Consider the following 20,526-nt stretch of genomic DNA (forward strand, 5'->3'; position numbering starts at 1 on the left):
GTGCGTTATTTCTACGACACCGAGTTCATCGACGACGGCCGCACCATCGAACTGATCTCCATCGGGATGGTCGCCGAAGACGGCCGCGAGTACTACGCAGTCTCCACCGCCTTCGATCCGCAGCAGGCAGGCCCCTGGGTGCGTCAGCATGTGCTGCCCAAGCTGCCGGCGCTGTCCTCGCCGCTGTGGCGATCCCGCGGACAGATTCGCGACGAGCTGGCCGAGTTCATGGGTCTGAACGGGGGCGGTGGTCCCGCGGACCCGATCGAACTGTGGGCCTGGGTGGGTGCCTACGACCATGTGGCGCTCTGTCAGCTGTGGGGGCCCATGACGGCGCTGCCCCAGCCGGTTCCGCGATTCACCCTGGAGCTGAAGCAGCTGTGGGCAGATCTGGGACGTCCTGCCATGCCGAAGCGGCCCGCCGACTCTCACGATGCGCTGGTCGACGCCCGGTTCAACCTGGCCCGCTACCGGGCGATGGTCCCCGATGAGCGCTTGCGCGAAGGGCGATAACTGGGACGGCCGAGCCTCGGGGTGAAAATCCGCTGGTTAGACCCGGTTAAGATGGGTGCGTGAACTGGACAGTCGACGTCCCCATCGACCAATTGCCGGAGCTGCCGCCGCTCCCGGCGGATCTGCGTGACCGCCTCGATGCCGCGCTGGCCAAACCCGCTGCTCAGCAGCCGAGCTGGCCCGCGAATCAAGCCGCGGCCATGCGAACCGTGCTGGAAAGCGTGCCCCCGATCACCGTCCCCGCGGAGATTCAGCGGTTGCAGCACCAGCTGGCTCAGGTGGCGCGCGGTGAGGCGTTCCTGCTGCAGGGCGGCGACTGCGCCGAAACCTTCGCCGACAACACCGAGCCGCACATCCGTGCCAATATCCGCGCCCTGCTGCAGATGGCCGTGGTGCTCACCTACGGGGCGAGCATGCCGGTGGTCAAGCTGGCCCGCATCGCCGGCCAGTACGCCAAGCCGCGCAGCTCGGATACCGACGCGCTGGGCCTGAAGTCCTACCGCGGTGACATGGTGAACGGTTTCGCGCCCGACGCGGCACTGCGCGAGCACGACCCCTCACGCCTGGTACGCGCCTACGCCAACGCCAGCGCCGCGATGAACCTGGTGCGCGCGGTGACGGGCTCGGGCATGGCCTCGCTGGCCCTGGTGCACGACTGGAACCGTGAGTTCGTCCGCACCTCGCCGGCGGGAGCCCGGTACGAGGCGCTGGCTTCGGAGATCGACCGTGGTCTGAAGTTCATGAGCGCCTGCGGTGTGGCGGATTCGAACCTGGACACCGCCGAGATCTACGCCAGTCATGAGGCGCTGGTGCTCGACTACGAGCGCGCGATGCTGCGCCTGGCCGAGGACGAGAACGGCGAGCCCGCGCTCTACGACCTGTCGGCCCACTACCTGTGGATCGGCGATCGCACCCGGCAGCTCGATCACGCACACGTGGCGTTCGCGGAGATCATCGCCAACCCGATCGGGATGAAGATCGGTCCGACGACCACACCCGATCAGGCCGTCGAGTACGTGGAACGCCTTGACCCGCACAACAAGCCGGGCCGCTTGACGTTTGTTTCGCGGATGGGCAACTCCAAGGTGCGCGATCTGCTCCCGCCGATCATCGAGAAGGTGCGGGCGACCGGACATCAGGTGGTCTGGCAGTGCGACCCGATGCACGGCAACACCCACGAGTCGCCGAGCGGTTACAAGACACGGCATTTCGATCGGATCGTCGACGAGGTGCAGGGCTACTTCGAGGTGCACAACGCCCTCGGGACACATCCGGGTGGCATTCACGTCGAGATCACCGGCGAGAACGTCACCGAGTGTCTCGGTGGGGCACAGGATATTTCCGATGATGACCTGGCCGGCCGCTACGAGACGGCATGCGATCCGCGACTGAACACCCAGCAGTCGCTGGAGCTGGCGTTCCTCGTGGCGGAGATGCTCAGAGACTAAGGCTGCGGACTAGAACAGGTTGGTGATGTTGGCGCCCAGCGACCAACATCCCGCGGCCACCGAACTGGTGATGATCAGGACGATCACCAGCCACATGAAGATCGCGCGGCGGCTCTGCTGGCGTTCGTATCGGTAATCGGAGTCGTCGACATCGGCGAAAAACGCCGATTCGTCTAACTCGTCGTCGAACTCCCGATCGTATTCGGGATCGTAGGCGGGTACCGGGTCCATCATCCGCGTGGGGTTGGGCACCTTGGGCCGTGCGGCGACACTGGGTCGTGCGGAAACACCCAGGGCCGCTGCGGCCGAGGCGGTGTCGGCGGCATCCGATGTGCTCGGAGCACTGAGGTTTCCAGTGGTGCTGCCGCCGGCGTCGATCAATCTGCTGCGGTACAGCTGTTCGGCGACATGCTGTTTAGAGTCCTTGGGGGCGGGCACCCGGAAGGACGGCAGCCGTAACTCGGAGGCGATCGCGTTCAGTTCGGCGCCGAACTGCGCGGCGTCGGCGTAGCGGGCGTCCGGGTCGCGGGAGGTGGCCCGCAGCACCAGTTCGTCGAACTCCTCCGGAACCCCGTCGATCGCTTCGCTCGGCGCAGGAACATCGCGATCGATGCGTTGATAGGCCAGTGCCAACGGCGTATCGCCGGTGAACGGTGTTGAACCGGTGAGCAATTCGTACATCAGGATGCCCGCCGAATAGACGTCGCTGCGCGGCCCCGCGGAACCGGTGCGCACTTGTTCAGGGGACAGATACGCCGCGGTGCCCAGGATCACGCTGGTCGAGGTGATTCCGGCTTCGGCGACGGCCCGGACCAACCCGAAATCGGCGAGTTTGACCTCGCCGTCATCGGAGATCAGTACGTTCTCGGGTTTGACGTCGCGGTGCACCAGCCCCGACCGGTGTGCCACCGCCAGACCACCCAGCAGCGGGTTGAAGACCGCGGCGACCGCATGCGGCGGCATGGGGCCCCGTTCGCGCAGCAGCTCGCGTAGCGTGCCGCCGTCGATCAGCTCCATCACCAGGAACGGGTGCTTGCCGTCCATACCCTGATCGAAGACGGCCACCAGCCCGGGGTGACGCAGCCGTGCGACGGCGCGGGCCTCAAGCCGGAATCGGGCCAGGAACCCGCTGTCGGAGGCGTAGCGGCTGTCCATGACCTTCACCGCCACGGGGCGATCCAAGCGGGTGTCCAGCCCGCGGTACACGGTCGACATGCCGCCCGTGGCGATCGGAGCCTCTATGCGGTACCGACCGTCGAGCACCGCGCCGATCATCGGATCGAGGCGGGCACTGGGGGACTTGGGCGACGTCATCGCATCGATCGTATCGAGTGATGCGGGAACGCCCCGTCGTCAATGCCGCTTATCGAGCATTTCGCGCAGTGAGTTGAGGATCGGCCCAGCCCCCGAGAACAGCATCGTCCGCCACTGGCGGTGCAGGGGAATGGACGGGTCGAAGCGGCTGTATGTGACGCGGAGTCGCGTGCCGCCGGGCTCCGGGAGCAGATTCCACCGGGAGGTCACTTCGATGCCGGGCGCGGTCAACACCTGTTCGATGTGCTCACAGGGCACCACGCTGGTGTAGGTGGTGCGGACCACGCCGTCGAACCCGACCGCCGGTTGCGGGTGGGTGATCATGACCCGGGTCTCTCCGACTTCGACCGGGGCGTCGCTGACCTCTTTCACCTGAGAAGCGGTCAGTTCGAGGGAGACGAGAACATCCCAGACCTTCTCGACGGGGTAGGGATAGTACTCACTATGGGTGACCGATGTCGGATCGCCGGAACTCGTCACGGTCCGAAGGTTACGCGTGTCACCACACCCACAGGACACTTTTGACGACGGTGGCGCGCGGGGCGACTAGCGTCATTCGTCATGAGCGCAATTCCATACGTTGCCGACACGCTTGACGCCGATGAGCCGCTGTTCTCCCTCAAGGAGGTGGCCGTGCGCCTGCGGGTACCGGTGAGCAAGGTTCAGCAATACTTGCGCGACGGCGAGCTGATCGCAGTGCGGCGCGATGGCGAAATCAAAGTTCCCGTCATCTTTTTCAGCCCCGAGGGGCCGGTGGTCAAGCATTTGTTCGGGCTGTTGTCCGTGCTGCGGGACGGAGGGTTTCACGAGCCGGAGATCATGCGCTGGTTGTTCACCGGTGACGAGTCACTCACCGTGAGCCGGGATGGCACCACCGAACGGATCGAGGCTGCCCGCCCGGTCGACGCGCTGCACGGGCATCAGGCACGTGAGGTGCTGCGGCGGGCGCAGGCCATGGCGTATTAGCTGGCGGGAGCCGGCGATTGTGCTTCGGCGGCTTCGGGACCCTGCGGTTCGGGTGCGGAGTTGATCATCCGCCATGCGATGGTGGCGCAGGTCGCGGCGATCAGCACGTGGATCCATACGTACATGCCGTGGGAGCCATCGGGTTTGAAGATGACCATGATCCACGCGGAGAAACCGGCGATGGCGGCGATGGCGGTCCGTGACTGCAGCAGCGGCGCCGCGATGGCCAGCGGCCAGGTGTAGTACCAGGGCAATGCAGCCGGTGCCATGAGCACCACGACCACCATGGCCCACAGAATGCCGAACATCGCATCGCGATCGTTGTGGCGGTGCCGCCACCAGATCACCGGCAAGCTGACGGCGATGACCATCACCCCGATGATGCGGGTGATCTCCAGAACCGCATCGAAGTTGACGGTGACGAAGAGACCGGCGAAGACGTTGATGATGTTGGCGACCGCGGTCGGCACCGTCAGCCAGTTGATGATCTTCACCGAGCCGGCCAGTGCGGTCAGCCATCCCAGACCCACTCCGGCGATCCAGGACAGCACCGCGAAGACGGCGACGACGATCGCGACGGAGGCCGCCGACGCCAAGGCGAAGGCGGCTATCGGGCGGCGCTGCGGCGAACCCTCGGCGGCGTTCTCGATGAGTCGACGCATCCAGATCCAGACCAGAAACGGCAGTGCGAGACCCGCTGTGGCCTTGACGGCGACAGCCAAGGCCACCACCGAGATACCCCAGACATGGTGTCGCTCAAGGACGAGGGCGATGCCCGCCATCATGATCCCGACCATCAGCATCTCGTTGTGTACCCCGCCCATCAGGTGGATGATCACCAGCGGGTTGAGCACGCAGATCCACAATGCCTTGCTGGCATTGGCGGAAAGGTGTTGAGCGACCTTGGGTGTGGCCCACACGAGCAGTGCCAGCCCGGGCAGCATGCACAGACGCAGCAGCATGGTTCCGGCCACCACGTCGTCGCCGACTATCTGGGTGACAAACCGTGCGATCAGGATGAACAGTGGCCCATAGGGGGCGGTGGTGGTGGACCAGATCGGACTGACGTTCTCCAACAACGGATTCGGATTCTCGACGGGGCCCACCACATACGGGTCGAACCCGTCGCGCAGCAGCGCGCCCTGTGCCAGATAGGAGTACGCATCCCGGCTGAACACCGGAACGGAGGCCAGCAGCGGCAAAAGCCAGCACGGAATGACAACCAGCAGCGACTCCTTGGTCACCCTGCCCGCGATGACATGCCGGCCCAGCCCAAGCCATGCCAGCAGCATCAAAACAACCCCGAGCCACATCAGGATCGAGGAGACCACCAGTCCGTGTCCGAAACGCAACCAGGACAGCCCGAGGGACTCCAGCAGCGGATCATGTTGGCGAGTGCTGCCCGCGCCCAATCCGCCGATCGCGATGAGAATCGCGCCGCCGAATCCGGTGATGGCCGCACGCCCCGCGGGGGACCGGAGGAAGGCGCCCGCCCATCCGCTATCCGGTTCGAGCGCAGTGTGTTCGGGTTCTACCGGGGGCTCGACGGCCTTCGATGATGTGCTCACGTGATCATGCGTTCCGGTTGGACACCAACCGGACCAGGTCGGACAGCGCGGCGCGGGCGTCCTCGGCGATGTCGGCGCTCGCCAATTGGTCCAAGGCGCGCTGCGTGTGCTCCTCGATGCGCGATTCCACCGCGGTGAGGGCGCCCAAGTCGACTATGAGTGAACACATTTCGCCGACCTGCTGGTCGGTGAGGGGGGTACCGATCCACGAGTGCAACAGATCCTCGGCGGCACTGTCATGGCGCCGCGCCAGCTGCAGCGCCTCGGCCAGCAACACGGTGCGCTTTCCGGAACGCAGATCGTCTCCCGCGGGTTTGCCGGTCACCTTCGGGTCCCCGAAGACGCCGAGCACATCATCGCGAAGCTGAAACGCGACGCCGATATCGAGCCCGACGTTGCCGAGAAGCTGTGAGATTTCTGGGTTCTCGGCAGCGATGGCGACGCCCAGCTGCAGCGGGCGTTGCACCGTGTAGCCGGCGGTCTTGAAACGGATGACGCGCATGGCGGTTTCGACGGACTCGTCACCGGAGGATTCAGACAGTATGTCCAGATATTGGCCGCCCAGTACCTCGCTGCGCAGGATCGACCACACACCTCGCGCCCGCGCGTGCGTCTCCGGCGAGAGCCGTGCTCCCACGACCATGTCGTCGGCCCAGGTGAGTGCCAGGTCACCCAGCAGAATCGCCGCGGATATTCCGAACTGTTCGGGGGAGCCGGACCAGCCGTTCTCGCGGTGCAGGGCGGTGAACTCGACGTGGATGGTGGGCTCGCCACGCCTCGTCGCAGAACTGTCGATCACGTCGTCGTGGATGAGCGCGCACGTGTGCAGCAGCTCCAGCGCGGCACATACCCGCAGCACTTCGGGGTTCCACGGATCGGGATCATCGGTGACCGCGCGCCAGCCCCAATACGCGAACGCAGGGCGCAGTCTCTTGCCGCCACGCAGCACAAACCGGTCAAGGGCGGTGATCGCATGCTCATAGTTCTGTCCGATATGCGCGGTGTGTTCGCGGCATTCGGCCAGGAACTGGCTCAGCTGGTCGCTCACCGCATCGGTCAGGTGCCGGGCGTTGGCAGCGGCTACGTTGACACTCAGCGGGGCGTCCTTTCACGGTGCGGCAATTGGTCCCGGATGCACGGGGAGTGAACCTAGAGTAATCCCACCTATCCTGGACGGGTGACAACCAACCCGCTCGACCATGATGCACCGGTCGCCGAGCTGCAGGATCCGGGGTCGATCGCCGATCGACTGGCCGCGGTTCAGCCCGGCGAGGTCGCGTTCTCGGTCGAGTTCATGCCGCCCCGTGATGAGGCGGCCGAGGCTCGGTTGTGGCGGGCGGCAAGAGTTTTCGAGCGGTATCAGCCGGTTTTCGTCTCGGTGACCTACGGCGCAGGCGGTTCTACCCGCGACCGCACGGTGCGGGTGACCGGGGAGCTGGCCGAGAACACCACATTGCTACCGGTTGCGCACCTGACCGCGGTCGGGCACACCGTCGACGAGCTGCGCGCCATGGTGGGTGCGTATGTGGACCGTGGCATCACCAATATCCTTGCCCTGCGCGGCGATCCGGCCGGGGATGTGAACGCGGAATGGATTCCTCACCCGGGTGGCCTCACCTACGCGGAGGAACTGGTGCGGCTGGTTCGCGACCTGGGCGATTTCCACGTCGGGGTGGCGTCCTTCCCGGAGTGCCATCCGCAGGCGATCGATGTGGACAGCGATACGGCCAACCTGGTCAACAAGCTCCGGGCCGGGGCCGAGTACTCCATTACCCAGATGTTCTTCGACGTCGACGACTATCTGCGGCTGCGGGACCGGGTGGTGGCCGCCGACCCCGAGCAGGGCGCCAAGCCGATCGTTCCGGGACTCATGCCCATCACATCGCTGCGTTCGGTACGCCGGCAGGTCGAGCTCTCCTCGTCCACATTGCCCGCTGCGTTGGAGGAACGGCTGCTCCGGGCGGCAGGAGACGGACCGGAGGAGAACCGGGACGAGGTTCGCAAGGTCGGCGTCGATGTCACCACCGCGATGGCATCCCGATTGCTGGCCGAGGGGGTTCCGTGTCTGCATTTCATGACGCTGAACTTCGCGCGGGCCACCTCCGAGGTGCTGGAGAACCTCGGCGTTCGGATTACTCCGGGAACTGGTCGGGGGTAAAGCGCGGGGACTGGTCACGGTCCAGCCAGGCCAGCGAGGCGACCAGGGCGCCGACCAGCAATGCGGCGATCGCCACAAAGATCGTGGCGCCGTTGAACGAGCGAGTGCTGGGGTCGGTGTAGCGCGCGGTCGCCGTGAAGGTGCTGACCACGCCGGGACTGAGTTTCCACTGCACGGAGTCGGAGCCGAGCGTCTCCCCGTTGGTCGATTCGATATCGCCGGGGAAGGACACGGCCAGCGATACGTCGGCGTCCGAGCTGGTTTCCAGCGCGGTGAGATCTGCGCGACCCTCCAGCACGACCATCTCTCCGTTGCGGCGCAGAGTCAGGTCGAACCCGGCGGCGTTCTTGTTCATGCCGGCCAGCTGGGGGACCTCGGAGAAGGTCAGGTCGTTGAAGATGGCACGCGATCCCACCATGCCGTTCTCCTCGTACTCGCTCACCTGAACCTTCTGTGCGAAGGACATGTTGCGGTCGAGCTGGGGACCTTTGTCGTCCTTGCCCTGTGGTTTGGCCACGGCGATCAGCTGGCCGGAGACGTGATCGTCGGTGGTGACGGTCATCGAGGCCTTGACGCGCACACATCCCGACAGCAGCGGCAGCGTCGTCAACAACAGCACGGCAGCGATTCGTGCCACGCGCCCTGGGCTAGTCATCGCGGCTCATCGTGCCAGACGGCGGTCGCGCCGGCCTGTCGATATCCGGGTTCCAGGGGCAAAGGCCGGCCGAGGACGGCAAATCGCCTTGGATCTCCCGCGAACTGATGCTGCCGGATGACGTCGGTGAATCCGAGGCGGCGGTACAGCCGCCAGGCCCGATTGGATTCGCCGGTGATTTCGGGAGTGGACAGCAAGACATGCGATTCGGGGCGGCCGCCGAGCAGTCGGCGCGCCAGCGCTTCTCCGAAGCCGTGTCCCTGCAGGCCCGGGTCGACGTGTAGTTCGGTCAGCTCGAAGTACTGATCGAGGAGGGCGCCGATGCGATCGCGTGGCATCCCCGACTTGCGTAGGCCCTGGCTGACCTGTTGGTGCCACCATTGGTCGGCAGCTCCGCGGTAGCCGTAAGCGATCCCGACGATGCGGGCCCGGTCCATCAGATCCTGGTCGACGGCGGAATCCGCCCCGGATGAGTCCGACGGGGTCTGGAAGACGGCGGCCGCCTGCCAGCCGCGTCTACGGCTGTGTTCTAACCACATGGGAGCGCGCTGATCCTCGGTGCCGTGCGGATAGCCCATGGCGATCACGTAGACACGAAGCGCTTCGCTGAGCCGGCGCTGCATATCGCGTTGCGACAGGTCGGCCAGGAATGTCGTCAACGTGCGTCCTTTTGGTTTCCGGTTGAGCCTTGGTGTGTACTGCCCGGGTTTATCACGCTTGGCCGATTCCCGGGTGCGGTCGTGGCTTTCGCCGGGTCTGTCGGCGCGCCGTAGTGTGGCGTTGCCCGGCGGGAGCTGCTGGGAGATTGATGGGTGAACCGGGTGGTATAGCGGGTATTCACCTCGTATTATGAACGTGAGGGTGTTGTAACCGCGGCACCCTTGATAAAACGACACGACACACTCAACCGGTTGCGATGCGCCAGAGGGAGGGACCGATGCCACTCTCCGAGCACGAGCAGCGCATGCTCGACCAGATTGAGAGCGCGCTGTACGCGGAGGATCCCAAGTTTGCGTCGAGCGTGCGCGGAGGCCGCCTGGGAGCGACCTCCGGCCGTCGTCGTCTGCAAGGCGCGGCGCTGTTCTGCATCGGATTGGCCATGTTGGTGATCGGTGTGGCGGTTCCCGCCACCCAGATCGGAAACTTTCCGGTCCTGAGCGTCATCGGATTCGTCGTGATGTTCGGCGCCGCGGTTTTCGCGATCATCGGAAGCCGACGCTCGGAGCAGGACGCCACCGGGCCGGGGTTATCGGGTGGGGCCAGTGGTCGCACTCGTCGGCCCCGTGCCGCTGGATCGTTCGCACAGCGCATGGAAGAGCGTTTCCGCCGCCGTTTCGACAACTGACAAACATCCGCTAAACCGGTCCACGATCACAGACCCGCGCACTCCGCGCGGGTCTGTTGCTTTGTGAGTTGCTGTCCGGGCCGCTGGGCGCCTCCGGTCCGGACTGCCGGGTGATCGCTCGCAAGCCCGGTTGCCCGGGCAGGCCAAATCGTTATCAACTCGTCGAGATACCGGCGCCCCACTCACCCCCACCGGGTTTACCTGGGAAAACAGCATTCTGATGCCCTCTGCCACCCTTCGTGTGGGTGCATGGTGGGGAGACACGCGGCAAATCAGATTCAAAGTGGGGGATTGTGGGGTAAAGTGGCGCATATCGGAGGGAAGGGTAGCTCCGAAGGGTTTGGACAGGGAGGTGTCGAGATGTTTCTCGGTACCTACACGCCCAGGCTCGACGACAAAGGGCGGTTGACGCTGCCCGCCAAGTTCCGGGACGCACTAGCGGGAGGGTTGATGGTCACCAAAAGCCAGGACCACAGCCTCGCCGTGTACCCGCGGGCCGAGTTCGAGCAGCTGGCGCGCAAGGCCGCCGCGGCTTCCCGGAGCAACCCCGAGGCCCGTGCCTTCCTGCGCAACCTGGCGGCAGCCACCGATGAACAGCATCCGGACGCGCAGGGCCGTATCACCCTGTCTGCCGACCACCGGCGGTACGCGGACTTGTCCAAGGATTGTGTGGTCATCGGATCCGTTGACTACCTGGAGATTTGGGATGCTGCGAAGTGGCAGCAATACCTGGAGGAACACGAAGAGAACTTCTCGACGGCCAGCGATGAATCCCTCAATGGCATCTTCTGAGCGGGCCCGCGAAGCGCGGCCTCTGTCCGATACGGCCCTGGCGTACTTCCCCGACGCCAGGTTCGCACCATCGGGCAGGGACCAGGCTTCGCGGGTCTATTGCACCTACCAGCGCTCTCGCCCCCGGAGGGGTATCGCCGTGTCTGACAATGATTTTCCGGCTGATTCTGGTGCCGCGTTCGGTCACGTTCCGGTCATGCTCGATCGTTGCTACGAGCTGCTGGCGCCGGCGCTCACCGCCAGGTCGGCTGACGGGGCCGGTGCGTTTCTGATCGATGCCACCCTGGGCGCCGGTGGGCACACCGAGCATTTTCTGGCCTCGCTGCCGGAGCTCACCGTCATCGGTCTGGATCGTGACACCAACGCCCTGGACATTGCCCGGAAGCGGCTGGCACCCTTCGGAACACGATTCGTCGGAGTGCACACCCGCTACGACGGGCTCGCCGACGCGCTCGATGGGCTCGGTTACCCGGCGACGTCCTCGGTCGACGCGGTGCTCTTCGATCTGGGTGTGTCTTCCATGCAGCTCGATCAGGCCGAACGCGGATTCGCGTATTCGATCGACGCCCCGCTGGACATGCGGATGAACGCCCAGGATGAGCTGACCGCCGCGGATATTCTGAACACCTATTCGGCCGCGGAGCTGTCCAGAGTGCTGAGCAGATTCGGTGAGGAGCGCTTTGCGCGCCGCATTGCCGCCGAGATCGTTCGGCGTCGCGCTACGGAACCTTTTACGCGCAGTGGACAGTTGGTTGAGCTGCTGTACGCGACCATCCCCGCGGCGACGCGCCGTACGGGTGGCCACCCAGCGAAACGGACCTTTCAGGCTCTCCGGATAGCGGTCAACGCAGAGTTGGAATCCCTTGCAGCGGCAATACCTGCCGCGATGGCCGCGCTACGTCCGGGCGGCCGCGTCGCGGTGATGGCCTACCAGTCACTCGAAGACAAGATCGTGAAGGCGCAGTTCGCTGCCGCCACCGCATCGCGGTCGCCGATCGATCTGCCGGTCGAACTACCCGGTGACGCACCGGAATTCACCCTGATCACCCGCGGGGCGGAACGGGCGAACGATGCGGAAATAGAAATCAATCCACGTAGTGCACCAGTGCGGTTAAGGGCAGTCGAACGAGTTGCGGATAGGAGGCGGGCATGATCGGGGTGCGCAAGAAAGCAGGAGAGGCACCCAAGAAATCCAAGCCCGCCAAGCCCGTCAAACGGCGCGGTGCCGCGCCGAAGGCAACCGGTTCCGGCCCCTCGCCGCGTCCGCGTCGCTCGGCTCCCCAGACCATGCCCATCCCGGTGCAGCGCAAGGCGCCCGAGAAGATTCGTCCCGCCACCAGTACTCAACAGGCCAAGGCCCGCGCGAAGGCGCGTAAGGCCAAGGCGCCCAAGGTAATCCGGATACCGCTGCGCGAGCGAATTCTTACTCGTCTGTCCGAGGTGGATCTGCGGCCTCATGTCTGGATCACCAGGGTTCCGTTCGTCGTCCTGGTCATCGGTGCCCTTGGGGTCGGTCTGGCCATCACCCTGTGGTTGTCGACCGACGCCGCGGAGCGTTCCTACCAGCTGGGCACCCAGCGGCGCACCAACGAGGAACTGCTGCAACGCAAGGAAGCCCTTGAGCGCGATGTGCTGCGCGCGGAATCGGCGCCGGCATTGGCAGATTCGGCACGCGACCTCGGCATGATCCCCTCGCGTGACATCGCACATCTGGTGCGCGACCCGCAGGGCAACTGGCTGCTGGTGGGCGCTCCGAAGCCCGCTGAGGGCGTTGCGCCGGCACCACTGAACTCGGTGATCCCCGACGACGCCGACGCCGTTCCCAAGGCGGGCAACTCGGTTGAAGTGCCGGTACAGCTGCCTCCCGTGCCGCCACCGGTGGCCGTCGTGCCGCATATGGCCCCGCCTGCCGCAGTCCCGCCCGCACCCGTGGTGGAAGCCCCCGTCGGACAACAACCCGCGCCTGTGCAGCAGGCCGCTCCGGCGCCCGCGCCGGTGGTCGCCGCGCCGGATCCGGCCATCGCGGTACCGCCCCCTGTGGCCGACGCGCCGCAAGCATCAAATATCACGAATTCTCCAGTAACCGGGGAACAATTCAGTCCCGTGGCAACAACGATTCCCCTCCCGACGGCGTGAACCGGCAGGATCGGTCCCGGCCGGTCGGTGCCCGGCGCACCCGGCGGCCGGTTGCTGCCATTTCGCGGACGGCAGGCTTCGCCTTTCGTCACCGCACGGGCAACATCATCATCTTCCTGGTGTTGGCCGTCGCGGCCATCCAGTTGTTCACCCTGCAGGGACCGCGCGCGGCGGGTCTGCGCGCAGAGGCCTCGGGACAGCTGAAGGTCACCGAGACCGAGAAGGCATTGCGCGGCGCCATCGTGGATCGGCTGGGTAACAAGCTGGCCTTCACCATCGAGGCCCGCGCTCTGACGTTCCAGCCGAAGAAGATTCGCGAACAGCTCAACAAGGCGTGGGAGAAGAGCGCGGAGATCCTGAAAGACCCGGGCAAGAGTGACGCCGACAAGGCCGCTGCGGCGAAGACCAGGGCCACCGAGCCGGAACGCCGACTGCAGCAGATCGCCGATGGGGTGTCGGCCAAGCTGGGCAACAAGCCCGACGCCAAGAGCCTGCTGAAGAAGCTGCGCAGTGACGACACCTTTGCCTATCTGGCGCGCTCGGTCGATCCGGGCATCGCCGCCGAGATCGTCAAGGAGTTCCCCGAAGTCGGCGCGGAACGGCAAGACATCCGCCAGTATCCCGGCGGCTCGCTGGCTGCCAATATCGTCGGCAGTATCGACTGGGAGGGTTACGGCCTTCTTGGTCTTGAGGATTCGCTGGACAGCGCGTTGGCAGGCAAGGATGGATCGCTGACCTACGACCGCGGATCTGATAACGCGGTGATTCCGGGCAGCTACCGTGATCGCCACAACGCGGTCAATGGGTCCACCGTGGAACTCACGCTGGACAACGACATTCAGTTCTACGTGCAGCAACAGGTCCAACAGGCCAAGGACCTATCCGAGGCGCGAAGCGTCTCCGCGGTGGTACTCGATTCGAAAACCGGTGAGGTCCTGGCGATGGCCAACGACAACACCTTTGATCCGTCGCAGAACCTCGGTAAACAGGGGAACCGCGAGATGGGCAACCTCTCGGTGTCCTCGCCGTTCGAGCCGGGGTCGGTCAACAAGGTCATTACCGCTTCGGCGGTGATCGAGAACGATCTGTCCAATCCCGATGAGGTACTGCAGGTTCCGGGCTCCATCAACATGGGCGGCGTCACGGTTCGCGACGCGTGGGCGCACGGAACGGTGCCGTACACCACCACGGGTGTGTTCGGAAAGTCGTCCAACGTCGGCACGCTGATGCTGGCGCAACGGGTTGGCCCGGAACGATTCATGGATCTCGTGGACAAGTTCGGCCTGGGGCAGCGTACGGGTGTGGGCCTGCCCGGTGAGAGTGCCGGCATCGTGCCGCCGATCGAGCAGTGGTCGGGCAGCACCTTCTCGAACCTGCCCATCGGCCAGGGCTTGTCGATGACGCTGCTGCAGATGACGGGCATGTACCAGGCCATCGCCAACGACGGGGTGCGGGTGCCGCCGCGCATCGTCAAGAGCATCACGACCTCCGACGGCGTCCGCAAGGAAGAACCCCGCCCCGAGCCGGTGCAGGTGGTCAACGCGGGCACCGCGCGCACGGTCCGCAACATGCTGCGTGCGGTGTTGCAGCCGGACGCGCGTCAGATCCAGAACGGAACCGGTGCGTCCGGTGCGGTCGACGGTTACCAACTCAGCGGTAAGACCGGTACGGCCCAGCAGATCAATCCTGCCTGTGGGTGCTACTTCGACGACGTGTACTGGATCACGTTCGCGGGAATCGCCACCACGGACGATCCCCGGTACGTCATCGGCATCGAGATGAACGCGCCGAGGCGTGGCTCGGACGGGTCTCCGCACATGACCGCCGCGCCGTTGTTCCACAACATCGCGTCCTGGCTGATGCGGCGCCAAAATGTGCCCCTATCACCCGATCCCGGGCCACCACTGATCCTGCAGGCGACCTGAGTCGTCCTCATCGATCTGGGGGTACCTGCCCGCCCGGTAATGTCGTTTGACGCCCGAGGACGAGCAGCTTGCGCGAAGACCGCCAAGCGGGGGCAGGCGACAGACACACGGCAGGAGGTGATCGCAGGTGGCGGCATCCGGTACCCACCGGTTCCTTCCCCGGACACGTCCGCACCCGGTCGCCGACCTCGCATCGTTGGTCTCGGCAGAGCTGCGCGGGCCAGATGCGTCCGCCATGGTCGTCTCCGGGGTGACGCTCAGGGCGCAGGACGCCCGCGCGGGTGATCTCTTCGCCGCACTGCCCGGCACCAGTGCACACGGTGCACAGTTCGCATCCGAGGCGGTGGCGGCGGGCGCGACGGCCGTGCTGACGGATGCCGCCGGGGCCCAGTTGGTGGCGCAGCAGGGTCTCGATATCTCGGTGTTGACGCACACCAACCCGCGCGCGGTGCTCGGAGAGCTCGCGGCGACCATTTACGGAGACCCGTCGCGCCGGCTGCGGGTCGTGGGGGTCACCGGCACATCCGGGAAGACCACGACCACCTATCTGGTCGAGGCCGGGCTTAGGGCCGCGGGTAAGCGGGTCGGCCTCATCGGCACCGTCGGGGTGCGCATCGACGGTGAGGATGTGCCCAGCGCGCTGACCACGCCGGAAGCACCGGCATTGCAAGAACTGCTGGCCGAAATGGTGCAACGCGGCGTGGACACCGTGGTCATGGAGGTGTCCAGTCATGCGCTGGCTCTCAATCGCGTAGACGGCACCCATTTCGCGGTGGGCGCGTTCACGAATCTTTCCCGAGATCATCTGGACTTCCATCCCGACATGGAGGATTACTTCGCCACCAAGGCCCGCCTGTTCCAGCGTGATTCGCCCTTGCGTGCGCACAGCAGTGCCATCTGCGTCGACGACGAGGCCGGGCGCGCCATGGCGGCGCTGGCGCGCGAGGCGGGCCCCGGAGTCGTCACGGTGACCTCGCACGCCGGTGCGGTCGCGGACTGGACCTGTTCGGGTGTGGCGGTCGGTCATGACGGCGGTCAGCAGTTCGTTGCGAATGGTCCGGCGGGCGCTGCTGAACTCGCCATCGCACTGCCCGGCCACTACAACGTGGCAAATTGCCTTGTTGCCGTCGCAATTTTGGATCTTCTTGGAGTCTCTTCGGCGACAGCGGCACCGGGAATCGCGACTGCCGGGGTGCCGGGGCGCATGGAAGCGGTGGTCGCCGGTCAGCCGTTCTTGGCGCTCGTCGACTATGCCCACAAGCCCGGCGCATTGCGTGCCGTTCTCGAAAGTCTGCGCAGCCACCGCCGCGGCCGCCTGGCGGTGGTGTTCGGGGCGGGCGGCGACCGCGATCGCGGCAAGCGTGCCGACATGGGGCAGGTCGCCGCGGAGCTGGCCGACTTGGTGGTGGTCACCGACGACAATCCGCGAAGCGAGGAACCGGCCGCGATACGTTCCGAGATCATCGCGGGTACCGCTGGTTCGGATGTGCAGGTGATCGAGATCGGCGACCGGCGGGCCGCCATCGACTTCGCCACGCTCTGGGCGCAGCCGGGGGACACCGTGCTGATCGCGGGCAAGGGGCATGAGAGCGGTCAGAAGACGGGCGATGTCACGGTGCCCTTCGATGATCGCGTGGAGCTGCGTGCGGCCCTGGAAGCACTTGGGAGTCTGGATGATTGAGATGACCGTTGCCGAGATCGCCGAGATCGTCGGCGGGCGGCTCGACGGGATCACCGCGCAGGAGGCGGAGCAGGCGCGGATCACCGGCACCGTCGAATTCGATTCGCGTCAAGTGGGTCCCGGTGGGCTCTTCCTGGCCCTGCCGGGAGCCCGGGTTGACGGGCACGATCATGCCCGCGGCGCCGTCGCGTCCGGGGCCGTGGCCGTGCTGGCCGCCAGGCCGGTCGGCGTGCCGGCCATCGTGGTGTCGCCTACCGGCGTAGCGCGTACCGAAGTATCTGCGCTGGAACATGATTCGGACGGATCGGGCGCTGCGGTACTGGCTGCGACCGCAGCGCTGGCGGCCGAGGTGGCCCGTCGGCTCTCGGCGCAGGGACTGCGCATCGTCGGCGTCACCGGCTCGTCGGGCAAGACGTCGACAAAGGATCTGATCGCCGCGGTGCTCAGCCCGTTCGGCGAGGTGGTGGCTCCTCCCGGCTCCTTCAACAACGAACTCGGTCATCCCTGGACCGTGCTGCGGGCAACGGAATCGACAAGGTTTCTGGTGTTGGAACTTTCGGCCCGGCGCCCCGGAAACATCGCCGACCTTGCTGCCATCGCACCGCCGTCGATCGGTGTCGTGCTCAACGTCGGCACGGCACACCTGGGGGAGTTCGGTTCGCGACAAGCCATCGCCGACACCAAGGGTGAACTACCGCAATCGCTTTCGAGCGATGGTGTGGCGGTGTTGAACGCCGACGATTCCGCCGTGGCCGCGATGGCCGCCAAGACATCGGCCCGGGTGGTGCGCACCGGCGTGCACAATTCCGCCGACATCTGGGCCACCGACGTCAGTGTCGACGACCTGGCCCGGGCCCGGTTCACCCTGCACACCGCGAAGGATTCGGTCCCGGTTCGGCTGGCGGTGCACGGCGAGCACCAGGTAGGGAACGCGCTGGCGGCCGCCGCGGTGGCGCTGGAATGCGGCGCGACCCTCGAACAGGTCGCGGCCGCGCTGGCCGGGGCTGGCCCGGTGTCGCGGCGCCGCATGGAGGTCAGCACCCGAGACGACGGGGTGACCGTCATCAACGACGCCTACAACGCCAACCCCGATTCGATGATGGCGGGGCTCAAGGCCCTGGTTTCGATGGCCCGCCACGGGGCGCAGCCGCGCCGCAGCTGGGCGGTGCTGGGTGAGATGGCCGAGCTGGGGCCCGACGCGATATCCGAGCACGACCGCATCGGACGGGCCGCCGTGCGATTAGATGTCAGTCGATTGGTAGTCGTCGGGACTGGGAGGTCACAGCGGGCAATGCATGCGGGTGCGGTGATGGAGGGGTCGTGGGGGTCCGAGGCGGTGCTGGTGGACGATCCTGCGGCAGCCGCCACACTGCTGGCCGACGAGGTGGCCGAGGGCGATGTGGTGCTGGTCAAGGCATCGCAATCGGCCGGGCTGTGGGTTGTGGCCGATGAGCTGTTGAAAGCGGGTAAGGCATGAGGCAGATCATCATCGCCGCCGGGATCGCGATCCTGGTCTCGATCATGCTCACCCCGGTGCTCATCCGGGTGTTCTCGCGGCAGGGCTTCGGCCAGGAGATCCGGGACGACGGCCCGCAGCACCATCAGAAGAAGCGCGGCACTCCGTCGATGGGCGGCGTCGCGATTCTGGCGGGCATGTGGGCCGGTTACTTCGGGTCGCATCTGGTCGGCATCGCCTTCGGATCGGACGGCCCCTCGGCATCCGGCCTGCTGGTGCTCGCGCTGGCGACGATGCTCGGCGGAGTCGGGTTCATCGACGACTTCATCAAGATTCGCAAGGCACGCAATCTTGGTCTGAACAAGACGTCCAAGACGGTCGGCCAGATCTTGTCGGCGCTGGTCTTCGGTGTGCTCGTGCTGCAATTCCGCAACACCGACGGGCTGACCCCGGGCAGCGCCCAGCTGTCCTACGTGCGCGAGATCGCGACCGTCACCATGCCTGCGGCGATCTTCGTGCTGTTCTGCGTGATCCTGGTGATGTCCTGGTCCAACGCCGTCAACTTCACCGACGGGCTGGACGGACTGGCCGGTGGCTGTATGGCGATGGTGACGGGCGCCTATGTCATCGTCACCTTCTGGCAGTACCGCAACGCGTGCTCCACGCATCCGGGCGTCGCCTGCTACAACGTGCGCGACCCGCTGGACCTCGCCGTGATCGCGGCGGCGACCGCGGGTGCGTGCATCGGATTCCTGTGGTGGAACGCCGCCCCCGCCAAGATCTTCATGGGCGACACCGGATCGCTGGCCCTGGGTGGCGTCATCGCCGGCCTGTCGGTCACCACCCGGACCGAACTGCTCGCGGTGGTGCTGGGCGCGCTGTTCGTCGCCGAGATCGTGTCGGTGGTGCTGCAGATCGCCGCGTTCCGCACCACCGGCCGCCGGGTGTTTCGCATGGCGCCCTTCCATCATCATTTCGAGCTGATGGGCTGGGCGGAGACGACTGTCATCATCCGTTTCTGGCTGTTGACGGCCATCGCCTGCGGACTGGGCCTGGCACTGTTCTACGGCGAGTGGCTCGCCACGATCGGTGACTGAGCGGCCATGATCGCTTCCGAAGTCGCCGAGCTGACCGGCGGTGCCCGGGTTCTGGTCTGCGGTGCACGGGTCACCGGTGATGCGGTCGTCGCCGCACTGACCGGATTCGACCTGCGCATCACCGTCTGCGATGACAACGAGGAGGCCCTGCGGCGTCATCGCGCGGCGGGGCGCGCGGCGCTGACCACCATCGAGGCGCAGCGGTCCATGGCCGATCAGGATCTGGTGATCGTCAGTCCCGGATTCGGCCCGTCCTCACCCGTCGTGGTGGCCGCCGTGCGGGCGGGCCTGCCCATCTGGGGAGACGTCGAATTGGCTTGGCGCCTGGATGCTTCCGGCCGCTATGGGCCACCCAAGCGGTGGTTGGTGGTCACCGGTACCAATGGGAAAACCACCACCACGGCGATGGCCCACGACATGGTGACCGCGGCAGGTCGCACCAGTGCGCTGTGCGGGAACATCGGTGACCCGGTGCTCAATGTGCTGGATCGCGATGTCGAATTTCTGGCCGTCGAGCTTTCCAGCTTCCAGCTGCACTGGGCGCCCTCGGTGCGGCCGGCGGCCGGCGTGGTGCTCAACGTGGCCGAGGATCACCTCGACTGGCACGGGGGAATGGATGGCTACACTCGGGACAAGGCCCGGGCACTCGACGGTGCGGTCGCCGTCGTCGGTCTTGATGACGCAGTGGCCGGTGGGCTGCTTACCGGCGCCGCGGCGCCGGTCAAGGCGGGGTTCCGAATCGGTGAGCCCGCGTCCGGCGAGCTCGGAGTGCGCGAGGGCTGGCTGGTGGATCGGGCATTCGGTGCCGATGTGCCGCTGATCGAGGCATCGAAGCTTCCGGTGGCGGGTCCGATCGGTGTGCTCAATGCGCTGGCCGCAGCGGCGCTGGCCCGCGCGGTGGGCACGTCCGCAGAAGACATCGCCCGGGCGCTGGAGGCCTTCCAGGTGGGACGGCATCGAGCCGAGTTGGTCGCTCGGGTCGCAGACGTCGCCTATGTGGACGACTCAAAGGCCACCAATCCCCACGCGGCCGCAGCATCGATTTCCGCGTACCCGCGGGTTATCTGGATCGCTGGGGGGTTGCTCAAGGGGGCTGCAGTCGATGACCTGGTGCGTGACTGCGCCGACCGGCTGGGCGCGGTTGTGCTGATCGGCCGGGATCGTGGACTGATTGCTGAGGCTTTGGCGCGACACGCGCCGGATGTACCCGTAGTTGCGGTTGTTACGCGCGAGGATGCTGGGGTGCAAGAGGCAAATGTGGTTTATGTGACTGATGAGGCGGATGGGGGTGGCGCTGACTTGGGCACTCGAGTCATGGCCGCGGCCGTTCGGCACGCCAGCACACTGGCCCAGCCTGGCGACACCGTGCTGCTGGCCCCGGCCGGCGCGTCCTTCGACCAATTCAGCGGGTACTCCGAGCGTGGCGATCGATTCGCCGCGGCGGTGCACGCACTTACCGGTTAGGTGACCTC

General features: G+C 66.1%; 19 protein-coding genes. 13 read left to right on the forward strand and 6 right to left on the reverse strand.

Translation table 11 applies throughout. The features are described 5' to 3' along the window. Together MYCSP_RS08860 and MYCSP_RS08865 are read left to right on the forward strand one after the other, a co-directional pair. A complete protein-coding gene (locus MYCSP_RS08860) occupies positions 1-513 on the forward strand; it encodes a polyadenylate-specific 3'-exoribonuclease AS (RefSeq protein WP_083013688.1) in 513 nt (170 codons plus the stop codon). A gap of 59 nt (positions 514-572) precedes the next feature. Beyond that, a complete protein-coding gene (locus MYCSP_RS08865) occupies positions 573-1,961 on the forward strand; it encodes a class II 3-deoxy-7-phosphoheptulonate synthase (RefSeq protein WP_070910959.1) in 1,389 nt (462 codons plus the stop codon). A 9-nt stretch (positions 1,962-1,970) separates the two neighbouring features. Here MYCSP_RS08865 and MYCSP_RS08870 read toward each other — a convergent pair whose 3' ends face one another. Further along, entirely contained in the window at positions 1,971-3,275 is a 1,305-nt protein-coding gene (locus tag MYCSP_RS08870) for a protein kinase domain-containing protein (RefSeq protein ID WP_083013689.1), read from the reverse strand. 39 nt (positions 3,276-3,314) lie between these two features. Beyond that, the gene (locus MYCSP_RS08875; RefSeq protein WP_070910957.1) at positions 3,315-3,755 is read right to left on the reverse strand and encodes an SRPBCC family protein; all 441 of its coding nucleotides are present in this window, start codon (positions 3,753-3,755) and stop codon (positions 3,315-3,317) included. A gap of 81 nt (positions 3,756-3,836) precedes the next feature. Here MYCSP_RS08875 and MYCSP_RS08880 point away from each other — a divergent pair, with 81 nt between their 5' ends. Continuing rightward, on the forward strand, positions 3,837-4,241 hold the full coding sequence (locus tag MYCSP_RS08880; protein ID WP_070910956.1) for an Rv2175c family DNA-binding protein: 405 nt from the start codon (positions 3,837-3,839) through the stop codon (positions 4,239-4,241). Here MYCSP_RS08880 and MYCSP_RS08885 read toward each other — a convergent pair. Further along, positions 4,238-5,695: an alpha-(1->6)-mannopyranosyltransferase A gene (locus MYCSP_RS08885; RefSeq protein WP_235629553.1), complete on the reverse strand. Its 1,458-nt coding sequence runs from the start codon at positions 5,693-5,695 to the stop codon at positions 4,238-4,240. The two genes, MYCSP_RS08880 and MYCSP_RS08885, sit on opposite strands and share 4 nt — an antisense overlap. Before the next feature lie 118 nt (positions 5,696-5,813). Then, on the reverse strand, positions 5,814-6,857 hold the full coding sequence (locus MYCSP_RS08890) for a polyprenyl synthetase family protein (protein ID WP_070910955.1): 1,044 nt from the start codon (positions 6,855-6,857) through the stop codon (positions 5,814-5,816). A 129-nt stretch (positions 6,858-6,986) separates the two neighbouring features. On the opposite strand from MYCSP_RS08890, the gene metF reads away from it, so the two are divergent. Next, entirely contained in the window at positions 6,987-7,967 is a 981-nt protein-coding gene (gene metF, locus MYCSP_RS08895; protein ID WP_088413629.1) for a methylenetetrahydrofolate reductase [NAD(P)H], read from the forward strand. Here metF and MYCSP_RS08900 read toward each other — a convergent pair. Together MYCSP_RS08900 and MYCSP_RS08905 are read right to left on the reverse strand one after the other, a co-directional pair. Further along, entirely contained in the window at positions 7,942-8,604 is a 663-nt protein-coding gene (locus MYCSP_RS08900) for an LppM family (lipo)protein (RefSeq protein ID WP_162266336.1), read from the reverse strand. The genes metF and MYCSP_RS08900 overlap by 26 nt on opposite strands. A 14-nt stretch (positions 8,605-8,618) precedes the next feature. Next, positions 8,619-9,281, reverse strand: coding sequence for a GNAT family N-acetyltransferase (locus MYCSP_RS08905; RefSeq protein ID WP_083013693.1), 663 nt, complete (start codon positions 9,279-9,281; stop codon positions 8,619-8,621). A gap of 278 nt (positions 9,282-9,559) precedes the next feature. Here MYCSP_RS08905 and MYCSP_RS08910 point away from each other — a divergent pair, with 278 nt between their 5' ends. From MYCSP_RS08910 to murD, 9 genes are all read left to right on the forward strand, one after another. Continuing rightward, on the forward strand, positions 9,560-9,967 hold the full coding sequence (locus MYCSP_RS08910; RefSeq protein ID WP_070910951.1) for a DUF3040 domain-containing protein: 408 nt from the start codon (positions 9,560-9,562) through the stop codon (positions 9,965-9,967). Positions 9,968-10,327: 360 nt separating this feature from the next. Then, positions 10,328-10,759, forward strand: coding sequence for a division/cell wall cluster transcriptional repressor MraZ (gene mraZ, locus MYCSP_RS08915; RefSeq protein ID WP_070910950.1), 432 nt, complete (start codon positions 10,328-10,330; stop codon positions 10,757-10,759). Beyond that, a complete protein-coding gene (gene rsmH, locus MYCSP_RS08920) occupies positions 10,734-11,912 on the forward strand; it encodes a 16S rRNA (cytosine(1402)-N(4))-methyltransferase RsmH (protein ID WP_088413631.1) in 1,179 nt (392 codons plus the stop codon). Before mraZ ends, rsmH begins: the two co-directional genes overlap by 26 nt. Further along, positions 11,909-12,895: a hypothetical protein gene (locus MYCSP_RS08925; protein WP_088413632.1), complete on the forward strand. Its 987-nt coding sequence runs from the start codon at positions 11,909-11,911 to the stop codon at positions 12,893-12,895. The genes rsmH and MYCSP_RS08925 overlap by 4 nt, the downstream gene beginning before the upstream one ends. Further along, the gene (locus tag MYCSP_RS08930) at positions 12,892-14,820 is read left to right on the forward strand and encodes a peptidoglycan D,D-transpeptidase FtsI family protein (protein WP_088413633.1); all 1,929 of its coding nucleotides are present in this window, start codon (positions 12,892-12,894) and stop codon (positions 14,818-14,820) included. The genes MYCSP_RS08925 and MYCSP_RS08930 overlap by 4 nt, the downstream gene beginning before the upstream one ends. 127 nt (positions 14,821-14,947) lie before the next feature. After that, positions 14,948-16,501, forward strand: a complete 1,554-nt coding sequence (locus tag MYCSP_RS08935) for a UDP-N-acetylmuramoyl-L-alanyl-D-glutamate--2,6-diaminopimelate ligase (RefSeq protein ID WP_088413634.1) — start codon at positions 14,948-14,950, stop codon at positions 16,499-16,501. Then, a complete protein-coding gene (locus tag MYCSP_RS08940) occupies positions 16,494-17,978 on the forward strand; it encodes a UDP-N-acetylmuramoyl-tripeptide--D-alanyl-D-alanine ligase (protein ID WP_162266221.1) in 1,485 nt (494 codons plus the stop codon). The genes MYCSP_RS08935 and MYCSP_RS08940 overlap by 8 nt, the downstream gene beginning before the upstream one ends. Then, complete coding sequence (gene mraY, locus MYCSP_RS08945; protein ID WP_070910946.1) at positions 17,975-19,054, forward strand: phospho-N-acetylmuramoyl-pentapeptide-transferase; 1,080 nt, start codon at positions 17,975-17,977, stop codon at positions 19,052-19,054. The genes MYCSP_RS08940 and mraY overlap by 4 nt, the downstream gene beginning before the upstream one ends. Before the next feature lie 6 nt (positions 19,055-19,060). Next, positions 19,061-20,518 (forward strand): UDP-N-acetylmuramoyl-L-alanine--D-glutamate ligase, encoded by a 1,458-nt coding sequence (gene murD, locus MYCSP_RS08950; RefSeq protein WP_088413636.1) that lies wholly within the window; start codon positions 19,061-19,063, stop codon positions 20,516-20,518. Positions 20,519-20,526: the final 8 nt, after the last annotated feature.

The organism is Mycobacteroides saopaulense (assembly GCF_001456355.1).
GTDB classification, from domain to species: Bacteria; Actinomycetota; Actinomycetes; order Mycobacteriales; family Mycobacteriaceae; genus Mycobacterium; species Mycobacterium saopaulense.

Excerpts from the sequence above, each read along its gene's own strand:
- MYCSP_RS08925 (WP_088413632.1), top strand. The coding sequence starts at position 11,909 with ATGATCGGGGTGCGCAAGAAAGCAGGAGAGGCACCCAAGAAATCCAAG.
- murD (WP_088413636.1), top strand. The coding sequence starts at position 19,061 with ATGATCGCTTCCGAAGTCGCCGAGCTGACCGGCGGTGCCCGGGTTCTG.
- MYCSP_RS08880 (WP_070910956.1), top strand. The coding sequence starts at position 3,837 with ATGAGCGCAATTCCATACGTTGCCGACACGCTTGACGCCGATGAGCCG.
- mraZ (WP_070910950.1), top strand. The coding sequence starts at position 10,328 with ATGTTTCTCGGTACCTACACGCCCAGGCTCGACGACAAAGGGCGGTTG.
- MYCSP_RS08870 (WP_083013689.1), bottom strand. The coding sequence starts at position 3,275 with ATGACGTCGCCCAAGTCCCCCAGTGCCCGCCTCGATCCGATGATCGGC.
- rsmH (WP_088413631.1), top strand. The coding sequence starts at position 10,734 with ATGAATCCCTCAATGGCATCTTCTGAGCGGGCCCGCGAAGCGCGGCCT.
- MYCSP_RS08910 (WP_070910951.1), top strand. The coding sequence starts at position 9,560 with ATGCCACTCTCCGAGCACGAGCAGCGCATGCTCGACCAGATTGAGAGC.
- MYCSP_RS08940 (WP_162266221.1), top strand. The coding sequence starts at position 16,494 with ATGATTGAGATGACCGTTGCCGAGATCGCCGAGATCGTCGGCGGGCGG.
- mraY (WP_070910946.1), top strand. The coding sequence starts at position 17,975 with ATGAGGCAGATCATCATCGCCGCCGGGATCGCGATCCTGGTCTCGATC.